The following is a 24250-nucleotide window of genomic DNA, read 5'->3' on the forward strand; positions in this document are numbered from 1 at the left end:
AACGCGGAGATGCGCGCTTATCACGAGGACACCCACAACCTCGCCGAGGGCGCCGGCGCCGCGGCGTTGGCCGCCCTGATGCAGGAGCGTGAGCTCAATGCCGGCCAGCGCGTGGCCGTGGTGCTCAGCGGCGCCAACATCGACCGCGCAGCACTGGCCGAGCTGCTGCGTGACGAGGCGCCGGTCGCGGCCTGACTCAGCGGAACGGCGGCTCGTCGAAGCTGCGCAACTTGCGCGAGTGCAGCGAGTTGAGCTGGCTGCGCATCAACTCCAGCGCCGCGATACCGATATGCAGATGCTGGGTCACGGCGCGCTCGTAGAAAGCGCCGGCCGCGCCGGGCAGCTTGATCTCGCTGTGCAGGGGTTTGTCCGACACGCACAGCAGCGTGCCGTAGGGCACCCGCAGGCGATAGCCTTGGGCGGCGATGGTGCCGCTTTCCATGTCCACCGCCACCGCACGCGACAGGTTGATCAGCGGCCGCTCCTGGGCCCAGCGCAGCTCCCAATTGCGGTCGTCGTAGGTCAGCACGGTGCCGGTGCGCAGGCGCTTCTTCAGCTCGTCGCCCTCTTCACCGGTAACCAGCTTGGCGGCTTCCTGCAGCGCCTGCTGCACCTCGGCCAGCGCCGGCAGCGGGATATGCGGCGGCAGCACGCGGTCAAGAATGCCGTCGCGGCGCATATAGGCGTGGGCCAGCACGTAGTCGCCGATGGTCTGCGACTGACGCAGGCCACCGCAGTGGCCGATCATCAGCCAGCAGTGCGGACGCAGCACGGCCAGGTGGTCGGTGATGTTCTTGGCGTTGGACGGGCCGACGCCGATATTGACCAGGGTGATGCCGTGGCCGTCCTCGGCCTGCAGGTGGTAGGCCGGCATCTGGTAGCGGTGCCAGACCACATTCTCGATGATCGCCTGCATCTCACCTTCGGCCATGCCGCGCTCGATCACCACGTTGCCCGGCAGCACCATGCGGGTGAAACGCGAGTCGCCCACCAGCATGTCCAGGCCGTGGCGGATGAACTGGTCGACGTAGCGGTGATAGTTGGTCAACAGGATCCATGGCTGCACGTGGCGCCAGTCGCTGCCGGTGTAGTGCTGGATGCGCTTGAGCGAGAAGTCGGTACGCGCCGCGTCGAACAGTGCCAGCGGCAGCGGGTCGATGTTCTCCCAGTCGTACAGGCCATCGGCAGTGCCGTCGGTGGCAGCGGACAGGTCGGTGCTGGGGAATACGCGTGCCAGCTCGGCGGCGGTCACACCACTGCCGGCCAGTTCATCGCCGCCCTCGACCACGTATGGGTAAGGAATGTTCTGCTGGCTACGGCCAACTTCCACACGCAGGGTGAAGTCGTTCATCAGCGGGCGCAGCTGCTCCAGCAGGTATTTGCGGAAGGCCGCCGGCTGGGTCACGGTGATGGCATAGGTGCCCGGCACCTGCACCTTGGCATAGGCACGCACGGTGGTCGGCACCTCACCCTGGCACAGGTAGGTCAGGCGCAATTCGGGGTAGCGGAACAGGCAGTGCTCGCTGGCATCCGGGCGGATGCGCTCCTTGAGGTAGCGTTTGAGCGCGTGGCTCAGGGCGCCAGTGGCCTCCTGGTGCAACGCGGCGAGGCGATCAACCGCCTCTTCGGGAGTGTAGGCAATGATGAAATCATCTGAGCAGGCTTTCACTGTGCATCTTCCTGACTGAACGTACGCGCCTATCTTGCCTGCATACTCATGGCAAAACCTAGCGCGGCGACCGAATCAGCGGCCACCGCGCATTGCATCAGACCGCCGCCTGGTGCAGACGCACGTTGAACAGCGACCCCTGACTGAAACGCGCCAGCGCCTTGGCAGCGGCCAGCACGCCTAGGTCGACCAGCGGTTCGATCAGGATCACGCTCATGTAAGCCAGGCCGAAGCTGCCCACAGCGGCCAGGTTATCGCTGGTGAAGCCATGGCCGTAAAAGGCCCAGAAGCCGACCCAGGCAACAATGCCGCCCTGGTAGGCGGTCGACAGCGCCAACGCCTGCTTGTAGGACAGGTCGACGTAGGCGGTGCCCGGCGCAACGATACGCTTGGCCAACACACTGATGGCCCACAGCGGTACCAGCAGGGTGGTGACGTTCATGCCGTACTGCGGCAGATCGAACGGCGCGAACAACAAGCCCTGCAACAGCAAGCCAGCCGCCAGACCGATGGCTGCGGCACCAGCGCCGAACAGCAACAACAGGGTAGAACCAAGGATCAGGTGCACCTCGGAAACGCCCACCGCATGATGCGGAAACACCTCGAAGAAGCAGAACACCAGCGCGGTGGTCAGCAGGCTGCGCAGCGCCAGGGCGGCGACACCGCCGTTGTTGCGGACGCTGTCCAGGGCGAGTTTGGCGGTCAGGCCGAAAGCGGTGACGGCCGTTGCGTAGCTGAGCAGGATCTTGGCGCCTTCGACGACACCGGGTTCGATATGCATGCGAGTTCCTTTGCCGCGCCCACCGCGCGACGATTCGGATGAAGGATGGGCGAAACGCCCGTTATCGATGGCAGGTCTCCTGGCTCACGGCTTGGCACTTCGCCCGCCTTCCCGACCGGAGTCAGTGGCATGAGGGCATCGTTCGCCGCTTACAGTTGCGGGGGCAGCCAGGGCGTTGGCGAGATTCGCCGCACCCTATTCCCTTTTCATCCGCGTCATGTACGTGCACGCAGAACCATCGGCGGCAAGATTACTCGCCTGCCCGGCTAAAAAACAGCGTGCCGAGCACCCCCCTCCAAGCTCATCCCCGCTGGCGCGGGGAACACGACCTTCTTCTCTTCCTGGTCGGGTTTGGGGGCGGTTCATCCCCGCTGGCGCGGGGAACACCTCGACGCGGCGGCCTGCACATCGGCCAACGCCGGTTCATCCCCGCTGGCGCGGGGAACACCACATCTGATGTGGCCGACTATTGCACACCAGCGGTTCATCCCCGCTGGCGCGGGGAACACGTCGAGCCATGGCCTATGGTGGGAACGTCGCCCGGTTCATCCCCGCTGGCGCGGGGTACACTGCTCCACCTGCGTCTACTCCTGCAGGCCCGACGGTTCATCCCCGCTGGCGCGGGGAACACTCAATGTTTTTGCCGCTGAAGCCGGCAGCCGTCGGTTCATCCCCGCTGGCGCGGGGAACACGCCGAAGAAAGACAGCGTGAGATACACGAAGGCGGTTCATCCCCGCTGGCGCGGGGAACACGCAATGACACTCCCGCGCACTGTCCGGGAGTTCGGTTCATCCCCGCTGGCGCGGGGAACACTTCTCGACGTGGCGGGCGACCAGCAGGAAGCGCGGTTCATCCCCGCTGGCGCGGGGAACACCGCCACCAGTCCACCAGCACGCGGGCATTGACCGGTTCATCCCCGCTGGCGCGGGGAACACGCGTCATCTGAGTGCATGATTGCGTGACCGTCCGGTTCATCCCCGCTGGCGCGGGGAACACGTTGGGATGATCAGGGCGCTGTCGAGCATGTGCGGTTCATCCCCGCTGGCGCGGGGAACACTTCTACGCTAATCCACTCACTCATAAATCACCCGGTTCATCCCCGCTGGCGCGGGGAACACTTTTCCACCAAGTTTGTATGAAGCGCGATGGCCGGTTCATCCCCGCTGGCGCGGGGAACACATCTGGCGCGGCCTGTGCTGTGCTATCGGCGTCGGTTCATCCCCGCTGGCGCGGGGAACACGCATATCGGCAGGTACAGGGTAACGAAGATGCCGGTTCATCCCCGCTGGCGCGGGGAACACATTTGCAGTTGTCTCTGGGCAATCTCCAGATACGGTTCATCCCCGCTGGCGCGGGGAACACGAATTGGAGCCGGGAAGTCCAGCGATTCAGTTCGGTTCATCCCCGCTGGCGCGGGGAACACGCGTAATCCGGCCCGGCGCCGGCAACCAGCAGCGGTTCATCCCCGCTGGCGCGGGGAACACCAAGGATCGCCCGATGCAGAAGCGTGGCGCCCCGGTTCATCCCCGCTGGCGCGGGGAACACTCGTTCACCCGCGCCTGCCCGGCAGCAACAGCCGGTTCATCCCCGCTGGCGCGGGGAACACGAAGCCAACATCGACAAGGCCATCGTTGATGCCGGTTCATCCCCGCTGGCGCGGGGAACACGCCGTAGTACGGGCTGGCAATGTCTTTGATTACGGTTCATCCCCGCTGGCGCGGGGAACACTACAGGGAGAATATCGCCGCTCAGCCTATCCACGGTTCATCCCCGCTGGCGCGGGGAACACGCTAACGCCAGTTACTGGTGCCCATCCTATGACGGTTCATCCCCGCTGGCGCGGGGAACACGGTCTCTTCGATCATGATCTGAAGGCGAGTCCCGGTTCATCCCCGCTGGCGCGGGGAACACTGATCCCACGCCTCCACGTTCCAGCCGCACAGCGGTTCATCCCCGCTGGCGCGGGGAACACGTCGATGGCCTTGGCGCAACGGGCGAAGCTCACGGTTCATCCCCGCTGGCGCGGGGAACACGCCCAGGGCGGGCGAGGCGGGCGACAGGGGTTCATCCCCGCTGGCGCGGGGAACACGTAAAGGTGGTCGAGGCTGACCGCGACGAAGCCGGTTCATCCCCGCTGGCGCGGGGAACACTCCACCCCCAGCGTCTCGATGAACAGGCTGAACGGTTCATCCCCGCTGGCGCGGGGAACACTTTTTCGCACACGCGCGCGCACGCGCATAAACCGGTTCATCCCCGCTGGCGCGGGGAACACCAAGGTCAGTAAATCCGGGGCTTCTGGCTTGCCGGTTCATCCCCGCTGGCGCGGGGAACACTCTTAGCGTAACCAATTGTCCCCAGAGGGGAAAATTAGCCGCTAAAAATCTACCAACTTTTCCTTGTTAAAGATCAGGGTTTTCCAAGGGCTGAAAGGCGACCAGATTCAAGCCATCAAAGTCCACCGGCAAACGACGGTTCGGGCCTAGCGTCTGGAACTCGTAACCCGACTCGTGGTTGCTCGCCCAGGCCATAACAACGCTGCCATCTTCATGCCCCCGGCTCAGTTGTTCCCAGATCATTTCGCGGGTGCGCTTGGAGACATCACCGATATAGACGCCGGCACGCACCTCCAGCAGCCAGATAGCCATGCGTCCGCGCAAGCGCGGCGGTACGTTCTCGGTGACCACGACCAGAAAGCTCATTACTGCGCCCTGTGCCCGGCATCGCCGATACTTTCCGGGTTGGGGATAGCTGGTGGTACGGACTCCGGCGGTGCCTCGGGTGGCGAGATACCACCTGCGGACAGCACCTCTTCGATGGTGGGGATGATCTTCGCCAGGATCCTGCTGGAGCGAAACAGGTCGCGGCAGCCAAGACGCACTTCACGCTCGGGCTGGTACGGAGCCTTGGCGGCGATGCGAAAGGCCAGCGGCACCACGGTCTCGAACTTGAACAGGTCAGCAATATCGTAGACGAAGGACAACGGCTTGCCGGTGTGGATAAAACCCACCGCCGGCGCATAGCCTGCCGCCAGCACAGCGGCTTCGGTGATGCCATACAGGCAGGAGGTGGCCGCCGACAGGCAACGGTTGGGTATGTCCGCGGCATCCCATTCGTTACGGTCATAATTGCGCGAGCGCCAGTCGACACCGTACTGCTTGGCCAACAGCTTGTAGGTTTCACGCACGCGCGCGCCCTCGATGCCACGCAACTGCTCGACACTGCGCCGAGCCGGGGCAGGCTCCTGAAAACGCAACTCGTACATCTTGCGCACCACTTTCAGCCGCAGTTCGTCATCCAGCGCCAGCTTGGCCTGGTAGAGCAAGCGATCCGCCCGCGCCCCGCCCGGTTGACCGCTGGCATACAGGCGCACGCCGGACTCACCCACCCACACCAGCAAGGTGCCGACCGTCGAGGCCAGATGCACGGCGGCATGCGACACCCGCGTACCCGGTTCGAGCATGATGCAGGCCACCGAACCGACCGGGATGTGCATGCGCACGCCAGTCTTGTCGATGACCACGAAGGCGCCGTCCTGTACGTCGATCTGCCCGTACTGGACGAAGATCATCGACACCCGATCCTTCATCGGCAGGGGCTTCAGCGGAGGGAGCAGGCTACCGGCCATGTTCAGACGCCCTCATCAAGCAAGGGCTGCCGAGTAGCTTCGACCAGTACGCGCATTTGCCGAATAGCCAGTTCGTTCAATTTCTGCAGGCGCTCGGACTGTGGCAGCCCTTCACTGATGAAGTGCGCGTTCATCGACTCCAAGTTGGCCAGACAGACCAATTGATGGATGTCGGCATGATCGCGCAGATTGCCTTTCAGCCCTGGGTTGGCATCACGCCATTGTCGAGCGGTGACGCCGAACAATGCCACGTTCAACAGGTCGGCCTCACTGGCATAAACGAAGCTGATCTGCTGTGCGCTCAAGGTTTCGGGAATCAGATTCTCGCGAATGGCATCGGTATGGATCAGGTAGTTGACCTTGGCCAGGTTGCGGCGAATATCCCAACCCAACTGCTGAAACTCTTGCTCCTTGAGCCGCTGAAACTCCTTGATCAGGTAGAGCTTGAACTCCACCGAAATCCAACTGGCAAACTCGAAGGCAATATCCTTCTGGGCAAAGGTGCCGCCGTAACGCCCAGCCTTGGAGACCAAGCCGATGGCGCAGGTTCGCTCGATCCACTGTTTTGGGGTCAGGGTGAAGCTATTAAGCCCTGCCTGCTTTTTAAACCCATCGAATTCGATGGGTTTAAAATCTGGGTTATTGAGTTGCTCCCAGATCCCCAGAAACTCTACGGTATTACGGTTTCGCAACCAGTTACCGATCAGAATGTCCGTACGATCAGGGCTCTTGTATCGCGCGATATCCGTTATGGAGATGTACTCAACCCCATCCTTGATATGCGTATTGATGTCCTGCTCCAGTACCTGCAGCTTGGCTTTCATGCTGCCCTCCATATCTGCTCCAGCATCAGCCGCGCCCCACGCTGAGCAGCCCACAACCGAATGCCTTGCCCGGGCCGATGCCTTGTTCAAGCGCGCGGCTGAAAGCGGCCAACTCACGCACCTGCAAGCGCCCCTCAAAGCACACCCGTTGCAAGCTGATGCGGCTTTCGCCCTTGCGGCTTGCCAGCACATCACTGGCCGTGACCAGGGCCGCCTCGACCGCGAAACCGTGACGCTCGCCCTGACGACTCAACCAGGCAAGCTGCTCCTGCTCGCCCACCAGACCATAGCGTTTGCCCTGGCGCGTCACGGTTGGATTGGCCAGCAGACGAAAGCGATAGCGCGCCCCACTCTCGGTCCAGGTCTGGAGGTCAAGTGGCTTGCTTTCGATCTCGCGCTGCAGGTAATTAGGCAGCACCTGCAACGCCGACCAGTCGCCAGCCTGCGCCGATTGCACCAGCACCACCGGGCTGGCCCAGGCATTGCTGCCCGCTTCCAAACGCCAGAGAAAACGCGTCGGAGCACTCTGCTCATCAGCCACGAAGGCACGTGCCAACGTACGGTGCATCTCGTAGGCATCGGACAAATCACGCCGCGCCTGCGTGCTGCGCGGGTCAAGCGTCAGTCTGGTCAGGTACATGCAGCACTCCCGATTTGACGAAACGTGGGCCGAAACGACGCTCGGCAAAAGGTGCGACCGGCTGATCCAGGCGGATGACGCCTTCCTGATCATCTTCGAGCAGGTAACGCAGGGTTGGCTGCGAGTCGTCTCGGCGCGCACTGCTTAGCCGTGGGTATTGCGCCAGCGCTGTCTCCAGCGGCAAGGGCGACAAACCATCGGGCAACCAGACAGGCATGCCCGGCACGAAGCTCTTGCGCCCCAGCGCCAGCGGCCAATGCGGCGCACGCAAGGCGGCATGAATGCGTGCGAGCAAAGCCTCATCCTTGCCCTCCAGGCCCACCAGAAAGGCAGCATCGGATAGGTAATAGCGCGGACTGACCACGGTACGGCGCATGTCCGACTTGCCGGTGGCGATCAGCACGCCGGTAGCGGTCTGGTAGTCGCGCATCGGCACGCCTTCATGGTCGACACGCACGCCCATACGCAGGGCAGCCAGGTCATCCACCGGCTCCTGGCGATCACGCCCCAGGGCAGCACAAACCAGCCCGAGCACGCCCGACTTGGAAGGCTCCAGCTGGGTATCGCGCTCATCGAAACGGCTGGTGGTGCCCCAGGATTGCATCGGCCCCTGCAAACGCAGCAACAGGGTGGCCATGCTCAGCCCTCCAGTTGCGCGGCGACCTGCATGCGTACCCAGGTCGCCAGCTCACCGAGGTTTTGCACAGCAAAGCCCTTCTGCTGCGGCCAGGCCTCACTCAGGTCGAGGTAGGCCCACTGGTCGCGAGCGTCGGCATAGACCGCCGCCAGCTTACCCTCGTGCCTGGCCAGTTCGCCAACCGACAGGCTGGTCAACGAAGCTTCATGGCGCGGGACAATCGGTTTCTCGAAGGCGTTGGCCAAGTTCAGCGGGCCGGCATGGCGCAGGCAGACGCCGACGAAACTCGGCAGGTTGTGCGCGGCGAAGGTGTTCTGCTTGCCCGTCGGGATGGCGCGCACCACGGCCTGGGTAAACGCCTCCAGGGCGGACAGGGTCAGCTCGCGATCCTGCTGCAGGTTACCGAGCAGCTTGCCGGCATCGACTACCGCATAGCGGTACAAGGTGGCGGAGTTGAACTCCACCTGGCCGATCATTCCGGCGCCGGTTTCGTCCGGCCCGCCCTTGTCGTCGACGGCGGTGAAGTAGTCGAACTCACGTTCCACACGATGCGTGCTGATGGCATGGGCGACCTGGCAGGCAGCGTCCTGGTTGACCTCCGGCATATCGGCGAGCATGCGCCCGAACAGCGCCACGTCCACTGCCTTGCCACCGTCGAGCAGAGCCTTGGCTTTCTTCACCACATCCGCCGGGGCGCTGGCCTTTGCTTCCTTCTTGCCCTTCTTCTCGCCACCAGCCGGAGCACCGGCGAGTTCGTCCCAGTGTTGCTCAATGAGGTTGGCGAAACCGGCAATTTCGGCCTCGCCGAGAAAAAGCAGGTATTCGGTCTTGCCGTCATCCTTGAGCTTGAGGCCGGCAGCGGCCAGGGCGACTTCGATCTTGCCTTCGGCTTCGAGCGGGTCGCGCTCAGCCAGACGCTCCAGCAACAGTGCCTTGAGCTTCTTGGTACGCACGCCGCGATGCTCCGGGGCGACCAGTTCATGCTCCTGGGCAGCCAGGCGAATGGCGCGCTTGAAGCACTGGCTGCTGACCCGCGCGCGGCGATGGCCACCGAACAGGGCATCCTTGGGCGCGCCAGTGTCGTCACGGTTGAGGTTGGATGGCGCGAAGTTCTGGATCAGGTGAAATTCAACAAACAGACTCATGATATCCCTCTCAGTCGTTGACAGCTTGTTCGGTGGGTTCGGCAGCAGGCGCCGCCAAGGCGCGATAGAAGTCGCGCGCCCAGCGCTGGCGCACGTTGTCGCGGCGCTCGGCATCGATATAGGGGTTGAGCCAGACGCTCAGGTCGCGCAGCAGCACACCGTAGTCCAGCGCTCGGTCATCGGCGGCCAGCAAGCTGATGATCTGGCGCAGGTACACCGCCAGGTTTTCCGCATCGGCGCCAAGCAAGGCGATGAAGCGCAGCTCGATACTGGCGCTTTCACGCTTGCGCATCAGTTCGCCAAGGCTGGCAGCCAGGCTTCGTGCACCGTGATGAGGATGAGCGGCGTATAGGCCCGCAGTCAGGTACAGCGCCAGGCGCGAAGCATCCTGAGCGTGCCGCTCGACCGCGACGAAACGCTCCACATACGGATAAGCCGGCGGATAGCTGCCTGGCTCAAAACTCAGGCTGCGACGCAGGGTGGCCATGGCGCCCCGGTCATGTTCCTGCAAGCGCTGCAAATGGGCGATAAAGTTCTGCGCGAACTCACTCATGCGCGAACCTCCTTGTCGGGTGTGGGAGTCTCCCGCAGCGGGGCGAGCAGCCCCAGCAGGCGTGGATGATGACGTGCCTCGGCACGCAGGGCTTTGGCGCCTCGGCCCAAGCCGGCCAGCACGGCCTTCCAGGCATCACGGGCGGCGTCATGCAGGCTTTGCCGCCAGAGCGCTTCGGCCTCGTCCAGCTCGTCGTTACCCAACAGCGCCATGACCCGACTAAGCTGACGCTCGGCGCTGGCGAAGTACAAAGCACCCACTGGGCCGGCATCGATCAGGCTACGGGCACGCGCCCAGGTGTCCTTGCTGCCGGGGTCGGGCAGGGTTTCGGCGAGCATGCCGGTGGCCAGCTTGCGCAATGCGGTGAACAACTCTTCGGCATCGCGCACATAGCGGCGCAGCTCGTTGGCATGATCGGCTGAAGCCAGCAGTTTGGCTGGTAGCGCGATGCGCTCGGAGCGCCAGCGCAGCAGCTTGGCCTGATCACTGGCCAAGCCGGCGATCAGCAACGGCTGCACACCATTGCCCAGGTAGAACTGCAGATTGGCCGCCCACTCCAGCACCGCAGCAGGCTGCGAAGCCTTGCCTTCAGCGTCCGGCAGGAGCGTCGGCAGATCACGCCACAGGGCACGGCCTTCGCTGAAACTCAGACGCACCATGCTATTGCTGCCGGCCCGATAGCTGGCCATGGGATCGGGAGCCTGCACGTCATCGCCCAGTGCCAAACCAGCGGCGAAGCGAATCCACTGCACCCGCCCCTGCTCGTCCGGCAACAGCAGTACCGCCCGAGTCTGCCGGGTGTAGCGATCATTGGGGCCAGTCGCCACCTCAGGGTCGCCACGCAACTGGGCAATGCTCGGCGTGTTGCGTTCCCAGGCGGGCAGGTCTTCATGCCCTGTTTGAGTCGGTGGGTGCAGGGCCAGGCACAGGCTTTGTGCCAGGGATGCTCCTAGCGGCATGACGGCGGCAGTATTTACAAGCGGTCCAGCCTTTTCCGAGCTTTTTAGTTTCTTTCCAGGAAAGAAGCCACCCGGAACAAATTGGAAATAGCCAAGCAAATCTCTCAGCAAAGGTGCGGGGTACTCGGGCTCTCTGTTATAGACCCCCTGATTGAACATCTCCGAACCGTAAAACTGAGCGAGGCGTATTGAGTATCCAGGGAACTTCGCCTGCGTTTCCGGCTCATCGGCCAGCGCCGCCACTTGCATGAAGGGGTACTGCGGATGGAAGAGCCAGAAGCGCTCGCGCCAACGCTGTAGATAGTCGCGAATGGCCGACAGCGGCAGCCCGTCCTGATACCAGCGTAGGCGCTCGGCATCCGTCCAGCGCCCTTGCGCCTGGCTGATGGCGCGGTGGGTGATCGCCAGCAACAGCCTGTATTGGGCGATCAGGCTTGGCGGTGAGGTTTCCGCCAGGGCGCTGATCTCGCCGGCCTGCTCGAAGAGCGCCAGCAAGCCCAGCTCACGCACCTGCCCATCATGCATCCGTACCGCCAGCCATGGCTCGTCGAGCAGATTGAAAGCTTCATCCATGCCCCACCCCCATTCCCTGTTGTCTGCGTGATTCCATATCCCTCTCCCTGAATCCGACAGATCTGCAGTAAAGCAGACAAAATGCCACTACGGCATGAGTCAAATCAACTTAGCCAGCAAACTCCCAAGGGTTGATCAGTGCCACGCCTGTGGGCAGAAAGTCCGCCACGTTGCGTGTGGCGACCGTCATGCCATGCACCAATGCCGTGGCCACGATCAAGGCATCGCGTTCGGCGCGTGGGTCGGGGACATGCAATTGCGCGCAACGCTGCGCCACGGCGGCGTCGACCGGCAGGATGCGTCCGGCGAAGCCGGGTAGTACATGGCTATCGAGCCAGGAGCGCAGCAGGCGGCCCTGCTGCGGGTCGCGTCGTTCCACTAGCAGCACGCCGGTTTCCAGCTCCAGCACGGTGATCGCGGAAATGAACAACTGCCCCGGCAGCAGGCGCTGAGCCCAGGCCACTAGGCGCGGGTCGGCCTTGGCACTCTTGGCCTTGCGCAGTTCGGACACGACATTAGTGTCGAGGACGAACATCAGCTCAAATCCGCCGGGCGCGACAAACCTTGCGCACGCGGCGCCTCGAACTCGATGTCCTCGACTGTCGGCATGGCCAGCAGATCGATGATGCTGCCGGGGCCGCCGGTCAGACGCTGGTATTCCTCGATGCTCAGCAGCACATGAGCCGGTTTGCCACGATCCGTGATAAAGACCGGCCCATGTTTGGCAGCACGCTTGGCACCACTGGCGTCCTGATTGAACTCGCGACTGGTAAGGATGGTTTGCATGGCGCACTCCATACATGTAGAAACGTAGCTACATCATACGTCTGATGATCATTTGGGCAAGCTACCGACTGTGCCCCGCAGATACACCCAGCCAGCTCATCATCCAAAAGCACCGTAAAACGTACAGCTGCTGGCAGCCAGTGCTACCACGAAATTAATCAGGTCAGGCAAAAGACCTATTTAATGCCACTCATCTATGCCCACGTCCGAGTCAATAAGCGCGTGCTACGATGCACCAACCCTGTAACACATCGAGGTGCTCAGCATGAGTGAAGCCACCTTTACCTTTCGCGTAGACGACGCACTGAAAAGCGAATTTGCCCAGGCAGCCAAGGCCCGCGACCGTACCGGCGCGCAGTTGCTGCGCGACTTCATGCGCGACTTCGTCCGGCAGCAGCAAGAGGCCGCCGAGCACGATGTCTGGCTGCGCCGCCAGGTACAGATGGGGCTGGATTCGGCCAATGCCGGTGAGTTGCTCAGCAGCGAAGAGGTCGAAGCCGAAGCCGCCGCATGGCGCGCTGAAATGCGCCGCAAGCTGGACAGCGCCGCGTCGTGAAACTGGCCTGGACGCGTCTTGCGCTGAACGACCGCCAAGCCATCCGCAGTTATATCGCTCAGGACAATCCCATTGCCACCCTGGCGCTGGATGAATTGTTCACGGAGAAGGCCAGCCGCCTGGCCGATCATCCCGGCTTGGGGCGACCAGGCCGGGTAAGCGGCACTCGCGAACTGGTTGTGCATCAGCACTATCTGATGATCTACGACCTGGTCAATGACCAAGTACGGATACTCCGCGTGTTGCATACGGCCCGCCAGTGGCCAAGTGCAGACTGAACTTAGCTCGTGCGCTGATAGACCAGCCCCAGCTCATCATCCAGACGCACCGTCAAACGCCCGAGCTGCAGGCAGCCATCGGTCAGGAGCAGCGGCTTGAGATGACGCAGCAACGGATGCTCGCTGAACGACCGCCGCGCCTCCAACACCTGCGCATGCTTGACCAATGCTGTGCGTGAGGTTTTCAACTGGCGGGCATGGAGCTGTTTGGCCAGCGCGTTGGACAGCGGCTGATCGGGGTCGAAGGCCTCGCCACTTGGCGTAAGGCTCCAGCCACCGGGCACCTGATGCACGGGAATCAAGGTCACGGAGTCGTCGCCCAGGCGGGTGTAGTTGGGCAGCCCTAAACCTTCCTCGCCCTCTTCATAACCGCGATTCTTCTGGGTGTAGGCGTTCTGCGGTTCGGCCTCGGGATCGATGGCGACATTGAGTGCCATCATGCGCTCGGTCTGCCGTTTGCCCAAGTGACTGCCGTAGGCCTCATCCTCGATAAAAGCACGATCTGCCTCGGCCAGATCCGCCGGTAAATCCTCGCTGTCATACACTGCCTGCACCAGACGATCGATGTCCTGCGGTAGGTGCAATGCCTGCTCGCGCGACAGCAATGCCCAGGTGCGCCCAAGAATGTAGGGCTCGTAGACATATTCCCAGGCCGTGCTCTTGAGATCGGGCAAGCCTTCGGGCGCCAGCCCCGCCACATACAAGGTCGCCCGCCGATGCGCCTCGGGGCGCTCGCGCTGGTGGCGATGCAGACGGCCCGCACGCTGCAGGATCAGATCCACCGGCGCCAGGTCGGTAAGCATGAAATCGAAGTCGATATCCAGGCTCTGCTCGGCCACCTGGGTGGCGATCAGCAAAGCCTTGGCAGGTCGCGCGCCGCCATCACCAAAGCGCGCCAGCACGGCTTGCTCCTGCTCGCTGCGCTGATTGGCCGGGAAGCGCGCATGAAAGAGCAGCAGCGGCACCTCATCGGCCAGCTCGACCTTTAGTTTTAGGTAAAGGCTCTGCGCACGATCCACGGTATTGACGATCAGCGCCCCGCAACCACCCTGCCCTACCAACTCACAGGCCCTGGCGACCAGGCTGTCGATATCTTCCGGCACGGCCTGCAGGTTAATCGGAGGCAATGGTCGTGAATCGCAGGTGTCGCCCTTGAGGCCACGATCATCGGCCAACAACAGGCGCGGATAGCTCAGCTCAGGCGCGCTCTCCGGGGCAACGCCCCAGGCACGTAGCAAGGCATCGCGACGCAGCCCTGGCAAGGTAGCGCTCATCAACACCACCGAACTGCCCATCGCCTTGAGCCAACGCAACAGCGCTTCGATCAGGCCACTGGTGTAGGTGTCGTAGGCATGCACTTCATCGAGCACCACTACACGGTTGCTCAGCCCCCACAGACGCACGAAATGGTGTTTGACGTTGAGCGTGGCGAACAGCGCCTGATCCACGGTACCGACGCCATAAGGCGACAGCAGCGGGCGACGGCGCTGAGAGAACCAGGCCGAAGAGGTGACATCCTCACCCGCCGCACCATGAATGCCCCGCAGCGCCAGCACCTGTTCGTTGAGCCCGGCGCCGCCATGCACCAGTTGCACGTCCAGCGGGGTGCCGACAGCGAAGCTGTGGAGAAAGGTCAGCGCACGACTGAACAGTGCATTGCCCGTGGCCTGTGTTGGCAGCGCGACGTAGAGTCCGCGATGTTGGTTGGCCGCCTGCAGCCGCAGGTGAGCGAGAAAGGCCAGCTCGGTCTTACCCTCGCCCATAGGCGCCTCGACCAGCAGCAGCGCCGGGCCTTGCACACCATCGAGCAGAAGGTCGGCTTGCGCTTGCAGCGGACGCGCCGTCAGCTCGGAGCGCTGTACGATCCGGGCGATCAGATGATCTGCCGTGGCCGGCGCAGTCAGCAGAGGTTGAAAGGCTCGCCAACCGATCTCCCGTAAGGCCTGATCGGCGCGCGCGCAGGCATCGGCATGATGCTCAGCCAATAGCGCATGGCGCTCGCCCAGGGGAAACCATTCCGGGTTGGAACCGATCCAGTCAGCCACGCTGGTCAGCCCCGCCAGCCACTGCACCGCAGGCTGTGACAAAGCTTCGATTTGCGGCACGCCCTGTGGCGCCAATACCGCCCAGTAAGCCGCGAATATCTGTCGGCGCGCCTCCCCCCAGGCCGGCGGCTCAAACGACGGTTTGGCCCGATTGAATTCGCTTTGGTTGAAGTTGTAGCCATGGTGGGCGCTGATGGCTTGCAAGACATGACGGATCCACAGCAGATGGCCGATACCCTGCTTAGGCAAATGTTCCCAGAGCAGCGCTGCGCTGGCGCAAGCATGGTCGGTAACGCCCAGGGCACGGTCGGGAAAAGCCAGCCCAAGCGCCTCATCAGCCTGCCGCCCAGCGAGCCACTTGTCCTGAAAGCCGGGGATGGCCTTGCCGAAGTCATGCAGGCCCACCAGGCAGGCAACCCAGCGGGCGACATGCTCGCGCTCCAACCCCAGCGCTTGAGCGGCCCAATCCAGCGTACTCGGAGGCTCATGGGCCAGCATCCGCTCGGCCACCGCCGCCACATCCAGCAAATGCGCCAGCACACCATGACCGAAGCCATCGTCACTCTTGGCCCAAAGACGACGGGCCTGCTCGCTGAGATCGGCGAATCCTTTCATCTGGCACTCCTTGCATCGCATCGTTACTGGCCCAACAAAGTGCCAGCATCGTTCTGGACTGACAACAGCGCAGGGGGAGACCAGTGCGCCGCGGTGAATATGCCTGACTGCCTGACCTGTAGGAGCGAGCTCTGCTCGTGAATCTGGATGAGTCAGAAGCTTCGCGAGCAGAGCTCGCTCCTAAGGATTCGTGCGTCTTGGCTTGAGCGGGTTCATCCCCGCTGGCGCGGGGAACACGAGCGCGAAGGCAACGAAGAGGAAATGCAGAACGGTTCATCCCCGCTGGCGCGGGGAACACTTCCAGTTCGGCAAAACCAACGTCTCCATGCGCGGTTCATCCCTGCTGGCGCGGGGAACACACCTTTGCCAGCGCCTCCCGCGCATCAATCTGCGGTTCATCCCCGCTGGCGCGGGGAACACCGCTCGGCCAGTGGTAAGGGGTTAATCATGATCGGTTCATCCCCGCTGGCGCGGGGAACACTTGTAACCGGGCCTGATGGATTAGTTACAACGCGGTTCATCCCCGCTGGCGCGGGGAACACTTCTTTGACCAGCATCTCGCCAAGTTCACCGACGGTTCATCCCCGCTGGCGCGGGGAACACCGGTGATGGCCCAGCACGATGCTGACTGCCAGCGGTTCATCCCCGCTGGCGCGGGGAACACTTTGCTCGCGCCAGGTGTTGAGCTGCTGCGGGCGGTTCATCCCCGCTGGCGCGGGGAACACTTTCCACACTCACGCCCAAGCCAATGCGCACTCGGTTCATCCCCGCTGGCGCGGGGAACACGGTTTTGTCAGAATGCAAATATTCTCGATGCGCGGTTCATCCCCGCTGGCGCGGGGAACACGACCGGTGTTGATGCCAGCCTGGAGCAGTTCACCGGTTCATCCCCGCTGGCGCGGGGAACACGGCAAGCGCGCGCTGAACAAGGCTGAGCCGGACGGTTCATCCCCGCTGGCGCGGGGAACACGCAAGTTTGAATGTGCTGCGTCATATTCGGGGCGGTTCATCCCCGCTGGCGCGGGGAACACGCCTCGCCGGCCAGGGTCAGCAACCGCGCGACCGGTTCATCCCCGCTGGCGCGGGGAACACGGCGATATCAAGATGACCATGCGCTATTCGCACGGTTCATCCCCGCTGGCGCGGGGAACACTTCGCCATCGCCTTTTGCGCCGCCTTCACGAGCGGTTCATCCCCGCTGGCGCGGGGAACACATCGGCTCAAAGTAGCCGGGGCGTGCCAGCAGCGGTTCATCCCCGCTGGCGCGGGGAACACAACAGCCAATCAATGGTGCCGTTGAACAGATACGGTTCATCCCCGCTGGCGCGGGGAACACACTTAGCCTAACCAATTGTTCCTTAAAGGAGAAAATCAGCCGCTAAAAACCTACCAACTTCTCCTTGTTAAAGATTGCCCCTGTATCAAAGCAGATTCGGCGTGCTACGCGCCAGCAGCGCCTCGACGTCGACACCGCGCGGCAGGGTGCCGTAGACGCGGCCACGGCCTTCCAGCCGGCTGGCGATAAAGGCATCGGAGACAGTGGCGTTGCCCGCCTCCAGCAGCAGCTTCGCCTGCAGGGCTACGGCCATGTCTTCGGTGAGCCGGCGCGCGCGGTACTGGATGTCGGCTGTATCAGCGAAATCTGCCTTGAGGCGCTGGATATGCGCCTTCAGGCGGGCATCGCCGTGACCATCGCCCAGTTCGGCGAACAACGCGTCGAGCACGCCAGGTTCCTTGGACAGCGCGCGTAGCACGTCCAGGCATTGCACGTTGCCCGAGCCTTCCCAGATCGAGTTGACCGGCGCTTCGCGGTACAGGCGCGGCATGATGGTTTCCTCGACATAGCCCGCGCCGCCCATGCATTCGCTGGCCTCGTAGATCATTTCCGGCGCGCGCTTGCAGATCCAGTATTTGCCCACGGCAGTGACCAGACGGGCGAACTTGTCTTCCTGCGCGTCATGCGCGTGATCCAGCGCGCGGCCCATGCGCATGCACAGGGCCAGCGCGGCTTCGCTCTCCAGCGCCAGGTCGGCCAGCACGTTCTGCATCAGCGGCTGGTCGGCGAGCAGCTTGCCACCCACCTGGCGATGCGCGCAGTGGTGCGCAGCCTGGGTCAGCGCCTGGCGCATCAGGCTGCTGGAGCCGACCATGCAATCGAAGCGGGTCATCGCCACCATCTCGATGATGGTCGGCACGCCACGCCCTTCCTCGCCGAGCATCCAGGCGAAAGCGCCACGGTACTCCACCTCGCTGGAGGCGTTGGCCCAGTTGCCCAGCTTGTTCTTCAGCCGCTGGATGTAGAACGCGTTGCGCGTTCCGTCCGGGCGGTGACGCGGCAGCAGGAAGCACGACAGGCCCTTGTCGGTGTAGGCCAGGGTGAGGAAGGCATCGCACATCGGCGCCGAGCAGAACCACTTGTGGCCCACCAGCTCATAGCCCTGCCCCGGCCCGCCAAGGCCGATGGGATAAGCGCGGGTGGTGTTGGCGCGCACGTCGGTGCCACCCTGCTTCTCGGTCATCGCCATGCCGATGGTCACGCCAGTCTTCTGCTCCATCGGCAGGTTGCGTGGGTCGTACTCGGTGGCGAGGATCTTCGGCAGCCACTGCTCGGCTACGTTGGGCTGCAGGCGGATGGCCGGCACGGCGGCGAAGGTCATGGTCAACGGGCAGCCGCTGGCCGCTTCGGCCTGGCTATGCATATAGGTCAGCCCGGCGCGGGCGACATGGGCGCCGGCACGCGGGTCGGTCCAGGGCAGCGACGGCAGGCCGTGCTCGACCGCTGTGCGCATCAGCTCGTGGTAGGCCGGGTGAAACTCGACCAGGTCGATGCGATTGCCGTAGCGGTCATGACTCTTGAACACCGGTTTGTTCTCGTTGGCAAGAAAGCCGGCCTGCATCAGGGCGCCGCCGGCCAGCGCACCATAGGCGCTCAAACGCTCGTGGGCCCAGGCGCCATCGTAGCGGCGAATCCACTCCTGCAGCGGCAGATCGAGGCGATAGAGATTGGCGCCATCGAGGCTCGGTACCTGGTTGAACACCTCGTGGGTTTCGGCATGCAGGCTGGGCTTCATCGCGTGGGCTCCTTGGCGCCGACGGCGCGCAGGCAGAAGGTGGCAAGGCTGGCGCTGACCTGCGCCAGCTCCAGGGTGGGTTGGCCTGCTTCACGAGCGGCGCGAGCAGGTGGCGACAGAGGGCCGACCAGCGCTTCGGCAATGGCGCCGACCAGGCAGGCCGCCATCAGGCCGATCTGCTCGACGCGAAACTCACCGGCGCCGGCACCCTCCTCCAGCAGATCGATGAACAGTTCGGCGTAGGCTTCGCGGTAGAGCAGGCGCTGCTCGTCGACTTCCGGGTCGACCGGTTCGGCGATCAGCGCGAAGGCCAGGCGGCGGCTATGCCAGGCGCGGGCAGCGAACTGTTCGAGGCCGATGCGCAGGCGCTCACTGGCGCTGCCCGGCCCACGCAAGGCAGCGGCCAGAGCATCTACCTCACGCTGGCTGGCGCTGGCGAATACCTCGGCGGACAGTTCACCCTTGCTGCGAAAGTGGCGGTACAGACTACCGGTGGCGATGCCGACATCGTCGGCCAGCGCCTGCATGGTCAGGGCGGCGAAACCGCCCTCGGCCACCCGCAGCAGGGCGCAGTCGAGAATACGCGCGCGCAACGCTTGGTCGCGGTCGAGTCGAGCTTCGGTGGTGCGATAAGCCATGGTCTGAATCCTGATTCATCTGCATGCAGTGAATCAGGATTCAGACCATGGCGAAAGGGGCGATCCGGCCAAATCTGCCGCCGAATCGGGAATGAGGTTGCCCGTGCAAAGCTGCACTTGTAGGAGCCAGCTTGCTGGCGATCATCGATCTGACAGGCGCAGAGCATCGCCGGCAAGCCGGCTCCTACGGGCGCAGCGGCTTCATCACGCCCTGCGAAAGAGTCAGACCGGCGCGGCGCCACCGGAAACCGTTGCCGGGCGGCACAGCACCCAGTCATGCAGCAGTACGCGCAACTCGTCGAATTTCACCGGTTTCGCCAGGTAGTCGCTCATGCCCGCAGCCAGGCAGCGTTCGCGGTCGCCGCTGTGGCTGTGCGCGGTGATCGCCAGCACCGGCAGTTCGGCGCAGCCCGGCAGGGCGCGCAGCGCACGGCAGGTGGCGAAGCCGTCCATCACCGGCATCTGGCAGTCGAGCAGCACCGCATCCACCGTCTCACTGCGCAGCAACTCGAGGGCCTCGGCGCCGTTGTCGGCAGTGCGCACGAGGTAGCCGATCTTGAGCAACATGCCGAGAGTTACCAACTGGTTGATCGCATTGCCCTCGACGATCAGCACCGTGCATTGCTGCGCCTGGCGCTGCAGCGCGCCGCCCTGCGGTCGTGCCGGGCGAACATCGCTGGCCTGCGGTTGCAGCGGCAGAGTCAGCGGCACATCGAGGCGAAACCGACTGCCCTGCCCCGGCTGCGACTCGTGACTGAGCACGCCACCAAGCAGGTCGACCAGCTGCCGGCAGATCGCCAGGCCGATGCCCAGGCCGCCGTACTTGCGCGTCATCGAGCCATCGAGTTGATGGAAGCGCTGGTAAAGGTCGCCGTCGCCGGGCGCGAAACCGATCCCCGTATCGCTGACCACCACACTCAACGGCAGGCTGCTGCCCACGCTACCGGCACGGCCGACCTGCAAGGTCACGCCGCCCTGACTGGTGAACTTGATGGCGTTATCCAGCAGATAGCCCAGCGCCTGTGCCAGCTTGGCTGCGTCCCCTTCCAGGGTATCGGGCAGGTTGTCGTCCAGTTCCAGGGCGAACGTCAGCCCCTTGTCTTCAGCGCGCGCCGCATACTGGGCACGCAGACCATCGAACAGCCCGCGCAGGCTGAACGTCTCGCGCCGCGGATAGAGCTTGCCGGCCTGCAATTCGGTGAGAGCGAGGATGTCGTTGACCATGCGCATCATGTCGCGCGCGGACGCTGCAGCGGTCTTCTGGTACTGCTCCAGTTCGATGTCCATCTTCACCGTTTGCATCAGCTCCAGCGAGCCGATCACCCCGTTCATCGGCGTACGCAGCTCATGGGTCACGGTGGCGAGGAATTCATCCTTGAAACGGTTGCTGTCGGCCAGTTCCTGGTTCAGCGTTTCGAGCTTGCGTCCGGCTTCCTGGAGAATGCGCGCGCTCTTCCTTCATCGCGTTGATGCGGTCGGCCAGCGCCAACGACAGCAGGCCCACTTCCAGCGCCGAGCCGATCTGGCTGGCATACATGGTGAGAAACACGTTGGGCAGGTAGCCCAGCACCATCAGCGTGTTGACGATGCCGCCGATGAGAAAGGCGGTCCAGGCGAAGATGAAGTACCGCGCCACGCGCATACCGCGCAGCCAGGCGAGGATACCGGCGGCGAAGATAACCACGGTGAACAGCAGGGCCAGGTAGGTGGCCAGACGCAATGCCGTGGCATAACTGATGCTCAGTGCCAGAATCATCACCCCTGCGCCGCAGGCCATCAGCAGCAGCAACAGACGATCAACCCAGGGACTGTGTTCGCCAGTGTGCAGGAAGCTGCGAGCGAACTGGCAGCCGAACAAGGCGGCCGATCCAATCAGAATAGTGCAGGTCCAGCCGCAGCCAGAATACCGAGCGCGAATAGCCGGCGTTGAGCACGGGCTTGTCATGCAGACGGAAACTGCCTTTGCACGGCGGGCGAGGCGATGTCGTCAATGCTAGGGTCTATTGGGTCGCTTTTCCAGATTCAGACGGCAGTTTAAGCAGCGCTTCACCTATGGCCTCGGCCAGATACTGCAGGGAAAACACGCCGCCATAGGTCCAGGTCGAGGGCATCGCGGCGAAGCGCTGCTCACGCACGAAAGGCATCGCCTGCCAAAGTGGCGAGGCGAACAACTGCGCCTCCTGGGCAAAGGGTTCGATATGCAGCACGACACCCTCTTCGATACGACCCAGCGCGGTGATCGGTACCTGAGTGATGCCCCAGGGGCTCGGCGCCAGGTCCAGTGCCGGCTGCAGGCCCAGCAGCGCCAGCGCATGTTGCGGCATGGAGTTGGGGCCGTTGATGAAGGCGGCCGTCGGCGACGAGAAGCGAATCACCGTGACGGCCGGCAAGTGCTCTGCGTAATGGGCCTGCAGCCGCTCACGCCATTGCGCCAGATAGACGTCCATCGCCTGCAGGCGCTGCTCGGCCAACGCCTCGCGCCCCAAGGAGCGCGCCAGGTCGAGAAACGCCTCGCGCTGCACCTGCTGATTGTCATGCTGCTGGCTGAAGCCCTGATACACCTGCACCGGCGCGATACGTTCGAGCAACGGGCGAATGTCTTCCAGCACCGGTGGAATGACGATCAGCTCAGGCTGTAACTCGGCCAGCAACTCGAGGTTGGGCTCCAGGCGCGAACCGCTCGACGGCACGCCCTCAGCCAACGTCGGCCTGACCACCCAGGCGCGGTAGTCACCGGCATCGGCGACGGTCAATGGCGTCACATCGAGCATCAGCAGATGCTCGGTGGCCTCCCAGCTCAGCGCAGCCACCCGTGGCGCATCACTCGCCCAGGCAGGTGTCAGCCACAGCAGTAGAAAGCCGAGTAAGCAACGCCTCACGCCAACCTCCCACGGATGAGCAAGTAGACGAAATAGCTGCCACACAACACCGAGGCGACAATGCCCACCGGAATCTGCAACGGGAAGATCAGGGTGCGGCCGACCCAGTCCGCCAGCAGCATCAGCACCGCGCCCAACGAGGCCGCCAGCAGCAGCTGCGGCAGCACCCGGCGCGCGCCGAGCATCACCGCGATATGCGGGGCCAAAAGCCCCAGAAACGCCACTGGCCCGAGCAGACTGGTAACCAGCGCACAGAGCAACGCCACCAGCACCAGCAGCACCAGCCGCAAGCGCGGCACGTTCAAGCCGCGGCTGGCGGCCACCCCATCGCCGATGCCGATCAGCGTCAGCCCACGCTGGAACAGCACTGCCAGAGCGCCGAACAGCAGCACGCCAACCGTCAGCCACAATGCCTGTGCCGGTGTGGCGCGGTAGGTGGAGCCGGCCAGCCAGCCGAGCAACGCGAGCGAGTCACCCGTGCCCTTGGCCAACACGAACTGCAAGGCGGCGTTGAGCAGCGCGCCCAGGGAAATCCCCAACAGCGCCATCAGCGCTGGTGAGTAGTGATGACGCCGGCCCAGCAGCATCAACACCGCCAGCACCGCCAGACTGCCGACGAAGGCCGCCAGCGGCGCGACCGCGCCTAGCAGCGCACCACCGAAGATGATCAGCGCCAGCATCACCGCCAGCGTGGCCCCGGCGGATAGGCCGAGAATATCCGGGCTGGCCAGCGGGTTACGCAGCAGGCGCTGCAGCAGCAGACCGGAAATCGCCAAACCGGCGCCGGCAGAAGCCGCGGTGAGCACACGCGGCCAGCGTAGCGACCAGACCAGCGCCGACGGCCACTGCAGGTGCCAGCCATCGACACCACGCGCCAGCCCGAGCGCCACGGTCAGCGCCAGCACGGCGAGAAGCGCCACCCACAGCGCACTGCGCCAGCCGAAACGCTCGGCGCCGCGCGGCAACTGCAGGCCACGCGGGTCTTCCGCCGCCAGGTGTCGGCGCGCCAGCCACAACAACACTGGCGCACCGATCAACGCCGCCGCCGCGCCACTGGGCACCAGTTGGCCGCTGAGACGATTGGCCAGCAGCGCCAGGGCGTCGGTGCCAAGCAGCAGCAAGGCACCGAGCAACGCGCTGTAAAAAAGCTCATCACGCGCCGTGCGGGCGCCGAGCATCTTCGCCAGATTCGGCGTGAGCAGGCCGATGAAACCGATCAGGCCGACCGCCGTGATCGACACCGAACACAACCACAGCGCCGCCAGGAACAGCACCAGCATCACCGGCCACAGCGCCAGGCCACGGCCCTGAGCAGCATCGCCGCCAAGCTGCAGCAAGCTCAACGGCCGCGGCGCCAGGATCAGCACTGGCACTGCCAGCAACAGCTTGGGCCACAGCCACTGCACCCAATGCCAGTCGATCTGCGCCAGATCACCCGCGCCCCAGACGAACAACCCCTGGGTGTACTGGTTGTTGATCAGCACCAGCCCGGCAGCCAGCGCGCCGAGCAACAGGTTCATGGCCATGCCGCCCAGCACCAGCGGCAGCCCGCCGATGCCACTGCGCCCGGCAATCAGCAGCACCAGACCGACCGCCAGCAGTGCGCCGAGCAGTGCCGCCCAGTGTCCGTGGCTGGCCGCGAAGGTCGGCACCAGCAAGGTGGCCAGCACCAGCCCGAGCCAGGCCCCGGACGAGGCGCCGATGGTCATGGGCGACACCAGGCGGTTCTGCGTGATCTGCTGCAACAGGCTGCCGGACAGGCCCAGCGCAGCGCCGGTCAGCAGCGCCATGCTCAGCCTGGGTAGAGCCGACAGTTGCAGTTGCAGAAACTCGAAGCTGTGTTCGGCAGAAGCCAGCATCGCCCACAGCTCGAACGGACCAAGATCTGCCGCCAGCCACAGGTGCAGCAGTGCCAGGGGCAGCAGCGCGAGTAGCGTCAGAAGGTGGCGTGACGGCGCCGAAACTGCAGCCATGC

The 24250-nt window shown here is 64.0% G+C and carries 20 protein-coding genes, 2 pseudogenes, 2 CRISPR repeat arrays and 1 riboswitch; of the genes and pseudogenes, 3 read left to right on the forward strand and 19 right to left on the reverse strand.

The annotated features are described in order from the left end of the window. Positions 1–3: 3 nt before the first annotated feature. Positions 4–195: pseudogene (locus PSOLE_RS03635) on the forward strand (threonine dehydratase); the annotation flags it as partial. Position 196: 1 nt separating this feature from the next. On the opposite strand, the gene amn reads toward PSOLE_RS03635, so the two are convergent. From amn to PSOLE_RS03695, 12 genes are all read right to left on the reverse strand, one after another. Continuing rightward, a complete protein-coding gene (gene amn / locus PSOLE_RS03640; protein WP_055987226.1) occupies positions 197–1669 on the reverse strand; it encodes an AMP nucleosidase in 1473 nt (490 codons plus the stop codon). 97 nt (positions 1670–1766) lie between these two features. Further along, entirely contained in the window at positions 1767–2450 is a 684-nt protein-coding gene (locus PSOLE_RS03645) for an energy-coupling factor ABC transporter permease (protein ID WP_004424707.1), read from the reverse strand. Positions 2451–2502: 52 nt separating this feature from the next. Continuing rightward, positions 2503–2705, reverse strand: a riboswitch (cobalamin riboswitch). Positions 2706–2747: 42 nt separating this feature from the next. Then, positions 2748–4784: a CRISPR direct-repeat array (repeat unit 29 nt; unit sequence CGGTTCATCCCCGCTGGCGCGGGGAACAC). A gap of 66 nt (positions 4785–4850) precedes the next feature. Further along, positions 4851–5150 carry a type I-E CRISPR-associated endoribonuclease Cas2e gene (gene cas2e / locus PSOLE_RS03650; RefSeq protein ID WP_074855319.1) on the reverse strand — a complete coding sequence of 100 codons (300 nt, stop codon included), beginning with the start codon at positions 5148–5150 and terminating at the stop codon, positions 4851–4853. Next, positions 5150–6076, reverse strand: a complete 927-nt coding sequence (gene cas1e, locus PSOLE_RS03655; RefSeq protein WP_211098116.1) for a type I-E CRISPR-associated endonuclease Cas1e — start codon at positions 6074–6076, stop codon at positions 5150–5152. Before cas1e ends, cas2e begins: the two co-directional genes overlap by 1 nt. 2 nt (positions 6077–6078) lie before the next feature. Then, a complete protein-coding gene (locus PSOLE_RS03660) occupies positions 6079–6900 on the reverse strand; it encodes a KilA-N domain-containing protein (protein WP_074855338.1) in 822 nt (273 codons plus the stop codon). Positions 6901–6925: 25 nt separating this feature from the next. Beyond that, on the reverse strand, positions 6926–7540 hold the full coding sequence (gene cas6e / locus PSOLE_RS03665) for a type I-E CRISPR-associated protein Cas6/Cse3/CasE (RefSeq protein WP_074855320.1): 615 nt from the start codon (positions 7538–7540) through the stop codon (positions 6926–6928). Then, positions 7515–8177: a type I-E CRISPR-associated protein Cas5/CasD gene (cas5e, locus tag PSOLE_RS03670; RefSeq protein ID WP_004424717.1), complete on the reverse strand. Its 663-nt coding sequence runs from the start codon at positions 8175–8177 to the stop codon at positions 7515–7517. The genes cas6e and cas5e overlap by 26 nt, the downstream gene beginning before the upstream one ends. A gap of 2 nt (positions 8178–8179) precedes the next feature. Then, on the reverse strand, positions 8180–9322 hold the full coding sequence (gene cas7e, locus PSOLE_RS03675; RefSeq protein ID WP_004424719.1) for a type I-E CRISPR-associated protein Cas7/Cse4/CasC: 1143 nt from the start codon (positions 9320–9322) through the stop codon (positions 8180–8182). 10 nt (positions 9323–9332) lie between these two features. Then, positions 9333–9875 carry a type I-E CRISPR-associated protein Cse2/CasB gene (gene casB / locus PSOLE_RS03680; RefSeq protein ID WP_004424722.1) on the reverse strand — a complete coding sequence of 181 codons (543 nt, stop codon included), beginning with the start codon at positions 9873–9875 and terminating at the stop codon, positions 9333–9335. Continuing rightward, complete coding sequence (gene casA / locus PSOLE_RS03685) at positions 9872–11407, reverse strand: type I-E CRISPR-associated protein Cse1/CasA (protein ID WP_004424723.1); 1536 nt, start codon at positions 11405–11407, stop codon at positions 9872–9874. Before casA ends, casB begins: the two co-directional genes overlap by 4 nt. 109 nt (positions 11408–11516) lie before the next feature. Beyond that, positions 11517–11942 (reverse strand): type II toxin-antitoxin system VapC family toxin, encoded by a 426-nt coding sequence (locus PSOLE_RS03690; protein ID WP_004424726.1) that lies wholly within the window; start codon positions 11940–11942, stop codon positions 11517–11519. After that, a complete protein-coding gene (locus PSOLE_RS03695; protein WP_004424728.1) occupies positions 11942–12193 on the reverse strand; it encodes a type II toxin-antitoxin system Phd/YefM family antitoxin in 252 nt (83 codons plus the stop codon). Before PSOLE_RS03695 ends, PSOLE_RS03690 begins: the two co-directional genes overlap by 1 nt. Before the next feature lie 265 nt (positions 12194–12458). On the opposite strand from PSOLE_RS03695, the gene PSOLE_RS03700 reads away from it, so the two are divergent. Together PSOLE_RS03700 and PSOLE_RS03705 are read left to right on the forward strand one after the other, a co-directional pair. After that, positions 12459–12749: a CopG family ribbon-helix-helix protein gene (locus tag PSOLE_RS03700; protein WP_004424730.1), complete on the forward strand. Its 291-nt coding sequence runs from the start codon at positions 12459–12461 to the stop codon at positions 12747–12749. Further along, the gene (locus PSOLE_RS03705) at positions 12746–13027 is read left to right on the forward strand and encodes a type II toxin-antitoxin system RelE/ParE family toxin (protein WP_074855321.1); all 282 of its coding nucleotides are present in this window, start codon (positions 12746–12748) and stop codon (positions 13025–13027) included. The genes PSOLE_RS03700 and PSOLE_RS03705 overlap by 4 nt, the downstream gene beginning before the upstream one ends. A gap of 2 nt (positions 13028–13029) precedes the next feature. On the opposite strand, the gene PSOLE_RS03710 is transcribed toward PSOLE_RS03705, so the two are convergent. The 7 genes and pseudogenes from PSOLE_RS03710 to fhuB form a co-directional block, all read right to left on the reverse strand. Then, a complete protein-coding gene (locus PSOLE_RS03710; protein WP_074855322.1) occupies positions 13030–15687 on the reverse strand; it encodes a CRISPR-associated helicase/endonuclease Cas3 in 2658 nt (885 codons plus the stop codon). A gap of 208 nt (positions 15688–15895) precedes the next feature. Beyond that, positions 15896–17023: a CRISPR direct-repeat array (repeat unit 29 nt; unit sequence CGGTTCATCCCCGCTGGCGCGGGGAACAC). Between the two features lie 85 nt (positions 17024–17108). Next, the gene (locus PSOLE_RS03715; RefSeq protein WP_074855323.1) at positions 17109–18758 is read right to left on the reverse strand and encodes an acyl-CoA dehydrogenase family protein; all 1650 of its coding nucleotides are present in this window, start codon (positions 18756–18758) and stop codon (positions 17109–17111) included. Next, positions 18755–19396: a TetR/AcrR family transcriptional regulator gene (locus tag PSOLE_RS03720; RefSeq protein ID WP_074855324.1), complete on the reverse strand. Its 642-nt coding sequence runs from the start codon at positions 19394–19396 to the stop codon at positions 18755–18757. Before PSOLE_RS03720 ends, PSOLE_RS03715 begins: the two co-directional genes overlap by 4 nt. Before the next feature lie 222 nt (positions 19397–19618). Beyond that, positions 19619–21272: pseudogene (locus PSOLE_RS03725) on the reverse strand (7TM diverse intracellular signaling domain-containing protein); the annotation flags it as partial. Further along, on the reverse strand, positions 21193–21387 hold the full coding sequence (locus PSOLE_RS25105; RefSeq protein WP_115288460.1) for a 7TM-DISM domain-containing protein: 195 nt from the start codon (positions 21385–21387) through the stop codon (positions 21193–21195). The gene PSOLE_RS25105 and the pseudogene PSOLE_RS03725, both read right to left, overlap by 80 nt. A 9-nt stretch (positions 21388–21396) precedes the next feature. After that, positions 21397–22275 (reverse strand): ABC transporter substrate-binding protein, encoded by an 879-nt coding sequence (locus PSOLE_RS03730; protein ID WP_074855325.1) that lies wholly within the window; start codon positions 22273–22275, stop codon positions 21397–21399. After that, positions 22272–24248 (reverse strand): Fe(3+)-hydroxamate ABC transporter permease FhuB, encoded by a 1977-nt coding sequence (fhuB, locus tag PSOLE_RS03735; protein WP_074855326.1) that lies wholly within the window; start codon positions 24246–24248, stop codon positions 22272–22274. Before fhuB ends, PSOLE_RS03730 begins: the two co-directional genes overlap by 4 nt. Positions 24249–24250 lie beyond the last annotated feature (2 nt).

It is taken from the genome of Pseudomonas oleovorans subsp. oleovorans, assembly GCF_002197815.1.
GTDB lineage: Bacteria > Pseudomonadota > Gammaproteobacteria > Pseudomonadales > Pseudomonadaceae > Aquipseudomonas > Aquipseudomonas oleovorans.